Annotated in this window: 3 protein-coding genes and 1 pseudogene; 3 read left to right on the top strand and 1 reads right to left on the bottom strand. The window is 59.2% G+C overall.

What is annotated here, in order from left to right:
* Positions 1 to 126: pseudogene (locus MF610_RS18845) on the top strand (IS481 family transposase); the annotation flags it as partial.
* Here MF610_RS18845 and MF610_RS18850 read toward each other — a convergent pair.
* A complete protein-coding gene (locus MF610_RS18850) occupies positions 123 to 1,679 on the bottom strand; it encodes an MFS transporter (RefSeq protein WP_055756306.1) in 1,557 nt (518 codons plus the stop codon). The pseudogene MF610_RS18845 and the gene MF610_RS18850 sit on opposite strands and share 4 nt — an antisense overlap.
* A gap of 427 nt (positions 1,680 to 2,106) precedes the next feature.
* On the opposite strand from MF610_RS18850, the gene MF610_RS18855 reads away from it, so the two are divergent.
* Positions 2,107 to 2,280 (top strand): hypothetical protein, encoded by a 174-nt coding sequence (locus MF610_RS18855; RefSeq protein WP_156348462.1) that lies wholly within the window; start codon positions 2,107 to 2,109, stop codon positions 2,278 to 2,280.
* 36 nt (positions 2,281 to 2,316) lie between these two features.
* Entirely contained in the window at positions 2,317 to 3,294 is a 978-nt protein-coding gene (locus MF610_RS18860; protein WP_056476533.1) for a TerC family protein, read from the top strand.
* Positions 3,295 to 3,797 lie beyond the last annotated feature (503 nt).

Below are 3,797 nucleotides of genomic sequence, written 5' to 3' on the forward strand. Positions count from 1 at the left end.
TTCGCGCGAAGGCTCAAGACCCTCAGCGGCCTTACACCCTACGAATACATTGCCAAGATCTGGACGTCAGAGCCGGATCGGTTCATCGTCAACCCGATCCACCAGATGCCGGGACTGAACACCTAAGCCGTTGCTTCCAGCTCGCGTAAGCTGCGGCCCCGCGTCTCTCTCCCTGCGCGCCCGATCAGTACCGCTGACAGCGTCATTGGTACAATTAGCGAGATTGCCGCGCCCCCCATCGTCGGGATCAGCCCAGCGAAGGCGCCCAGCTGGACAGCAACGCCACCAAATTTGCTACTCCCCGCGATAAGCCCAGTAGCGCGTCCACGGACGCGTAATGCGTAGTTTTCGGCTGCATAGGGAAGTAGCACGGCGATCAATCCGTTTGTGCCAACCACCAGCAACGCGATCACAGCGATCAGCAGGGGTGGCCAAGCCAGCGTAGGTGCCGGCAGTAGGGCTCCGGCAAGCCCGGCGAGTGTGAGAAGCACAGTGCCGATCAGGGTGCGCTTGCTGCTCCACCGGCTGTAAAGGAAGGCCGCGATCATGATCGTGGGCAGGGCAACAAGTGCTGAGCTGGCGATGATGCCGCTCGCAATCTCGGCACTGAAGCCTCGATCCTGGAGATCGGAAGGCAACCATAGCAGCAAGCCAAAGTTGACGAAGCTCCAGGAAAGAGCCGTGATCACCAGGGCGATGGTCAACTCGCGGTGGTGAGCCGCGGCGCTGCCAGCGTCCGCTGGCGCGGCTTGTGGCGCACGCCTGACGATGCCGAACTTTCGAGCCATGTCAGCTAGCTCGGCGTCCATGCCCCGTTCCAACAGAAATCGTGGAGACTCAGGTATCCACCTTGCCATCGCAAGCAGCAGCAAACCGGTGGGAAACCCCTGCAGCCACAAGCTACGCCAGCCGAACAGGGGCTCGAACAGATGCGCTGCACCGCTAGCTGCGAGGTAGCCACCGACCAGTCCCGTGCCACCAACCAGCACAAGGACCCAGCTTCTGTGCCGCGGAGGCATGATCTCTGCCAACAGGGTGTAGACGACGGGCAGCATGCCGCCAGCCGAGCACCCCATCAGAAAACACATGACCAGGTTCCAGCTGTAGGAAGGCATAGCTCCGCAGATCGAAGTCGAGACGAACAGGATGGTCGACAACAGGATCGACACACGCCGACCATAGATGTCCGCAAGCCACCCCCACAGAAACGAGCCAACCGTCGTTCCCGTAAGGGCAACGAACGGCAACAAGGCAACGGTCGATTTGGCGAGCCCATACTCGCCACGCATGCCGGGCAGCACGAAGCCGAGCGTTGCTGGCTTCATAGTGTCAATTATGAGCCCGAGGGTAAGCACCAGCAGAACGGCAGCATGCGACCGCGTCAGAGGGGTATCATCGGGCGCTTCATATGCGACGCCAACGGCTGCCCTATGATCAGGCCGTTTCTTGGGTAAAGCGCCAAATATAGCTGCCGGCACGCCGATACCGATCAGCGCCATGCCCAGGTACATCCATCCGTCCATAGGCATACCCGACAGGTGATTGCCCATCGTATGGGCCATCGCGAGCATTGGTAAGTGAAGGGCCACGCCAACGCTGATCGCCGCACAGCCTGCCCAGAAGAGCGGCCAGCGCTCGCCGACCACCGAGTTTCCGCGGCTGCTACTGCCATTCGCCATTCATTTCCCCCCACCAGCGGTATCGACATAAGCCGCACGGCTTGCCTGCCGCAAGCAGAGTACCTGCCGGCGGGTACGTTGCGGCTCATGGCTTGGCGAATGGCCTTCAGGCTTGCGGATCGCCAAACTGAGTGTCCAGAAGCAAGTGTTTTCGACCGATCCCTTTTTCCGGTCAGCGTAATATTTTGGGGAGGGGAGTGCGGCAGTTTGAGTGCCGACTACAGTAATTATCAAACAGTGAAACAGCTTGATCACCGGGAGCCATGTCCTATCTAGAAAGAGCAGGCCGGGCCCCTATGAAAATTTCCCTCGGGTGATTGTGATGTCGGACCGCATCGGGTTATCTCGATATAGGCCTGGCCACTTTGCCTCCTGTCGTCGTTGATGATCCGATCTTTCGATCACCGATTGAAAGGAGGCTCTGAGCATGGAAACCAACAGACTCGCCGAACTGCATCAGCAGTTGGACGAGCGCGCGCGTATCGCGATGGCGCGCCGAACTCCAATTTCTCCAATTCTGCTGCAATTGAAGCGCTTTGAGTTGCACCTGGAAGGTCGCTTGTTCGCACCACCGCGAGATACCTGCCCTCCTGATCGCTGATCCCGCCCCACGTCATCACGTTTGTCAGAGGTCCCCATGCCTGAGCTGCTCTCCTTATTATTCCTTGGTACGCCTGTCTGGATGTGGCTGGCATTTCTCGGCATCGTCGCAACGTTGCTGATCCTCGATCTGGGTGTCTTGCACCGCGGACAACGGGAAATCGGGGTACGCGAGAGCCTTGCATTGTCAGCAGGTTACATCACGCTGGGACTGGCGTTCGGCGGATGGATTTGGTGGTATATCGGGCCGACTGCCGGCCTTAACTACGTGACGGGCTTCGTCATCGAGAAGAGCCTTGCGATGGATAACGTGTTCATCATCGCCATGATCTTCGGCTACTTCGCCATCCCCCGCATCCACCAGCACCGTGTATTGTTCTGGGGCATCCTGGGTGTCATTGTCCTGCGTGCAGTGATGATCGGTTTTGGTGCGGCATTGGTCGATCGGTTCGAATGGGTATTATACGTCTTTGCGGCCTTCCTGGTTTTCACCGGTATCAAGATGTGGCTGACTGCAGACACGGAATATGACGTAGCCAGTTCGCCCGTTTTACGCTGGGTTCGCCAGCGCATGCCGGTTACCGACCAACTTCACGGGGAACGTTTCTGGGTGAAAGAGCAGGAGCCAGCGACGGGGCGCATGCGCCGGATCGCTACGCCGTTACTACTGGCTCTGGTCATGATCGAATGCGCTGACGTCATCTTTGCGGTCGATTCCGTGCCGGCCATCTTCGCGATCACAACGGATCCATTCATCGTCTACACGTCGAACATCTTTGCTATCCTTGGGTTACGCGCGCTCTATTTTGCGCTCGCCGCGATGGTCGACCGGTTCCATTACCTTAAATACGCCTTGGCCGCGTTGCTGGTATTTATCGGCTCGAAAATCTTCGTTGCCGACATGTTCGGGCTCGCCAAATTCCCGCCCGCAGCGTCGTTGGCGGTAACCTTTGCGATACTGGGCTGCGGCGTCGGCTGGTCCCTGTGGAAAACGCGAGCGGTTGCTTCGGCCTGAGTTTGAACGCGTCCGCCGGCATTGAAAGCGGACCGGTCATACGCTGTGGGTATAGCCGTACTCCATCTACCGGGACTGGCGTTTACGACGCGCGGGGATAAGGTGGCTGCTGACATGACCGACCGACCGTCATCAACGGGGCCGAAAAAAGGGATAAGGATGCGCTCCGCTCTAACCATCCTTGCGCTAGTCTCTGCTCAACCCTGCTTCGCGCAGACGGACCTGCGGCCGCCCCCCCCCCGCAGGTCGGCCTTTGGAGGCAGGCACTGCCGGATGGAGCATCACCGTCGGCGTCGCACCAGTCTTAAGCCCTGCATGGCAAGGCTCGCGAGACATGGCCTTGTCGATCTTTCCCGACCTGCGGATCAACTACAAGTGACGTGACCCCCGCCTTTCATCCAGCGGCAACCAGAGACCGACCGTTGTTGTCGCGCAGGAGCGCGGGTGAAGCAACGGTCGGGTTTAAACCCCACCGTTGCTTTTCGAGTTCGGCGGCAAAGGCG

The organism is Sphingomonas hankookensis (assembly GCF_022664465.1).
GTDB lineage: Bacteria > Pseudomonadota > Alphaproteobacteria > Sphingomonadales > Sphingomonadaceae > Sphingomonas > Sphingomonas hankookensis.

Bases quoted from the DNA above. Each gene is read 5' to 3' on its own strand.
- MF610_RS18850 (WP_055756306.1), bottom strand. From the start codon at position 1,679: ATGGCGAATGGCAGTAGCAGCCGCGGAAACTCGGTGGTCGGCGAGCGC.
- MF610_RS18855 (WP_156348462.1), top strand. From the start codon at position 2,107: ATGGAAACCAACAGACTCGCCGAACTGCATCAGCAGTTGGACGAGCGC.
- MF610_RS18860 (WP_056476533.1), top strand. From the start codon at position 2,317: ATGCCTGAGCTGCTCTCCTTATTATTCCTTGGTACGCCTGTCTGGATG.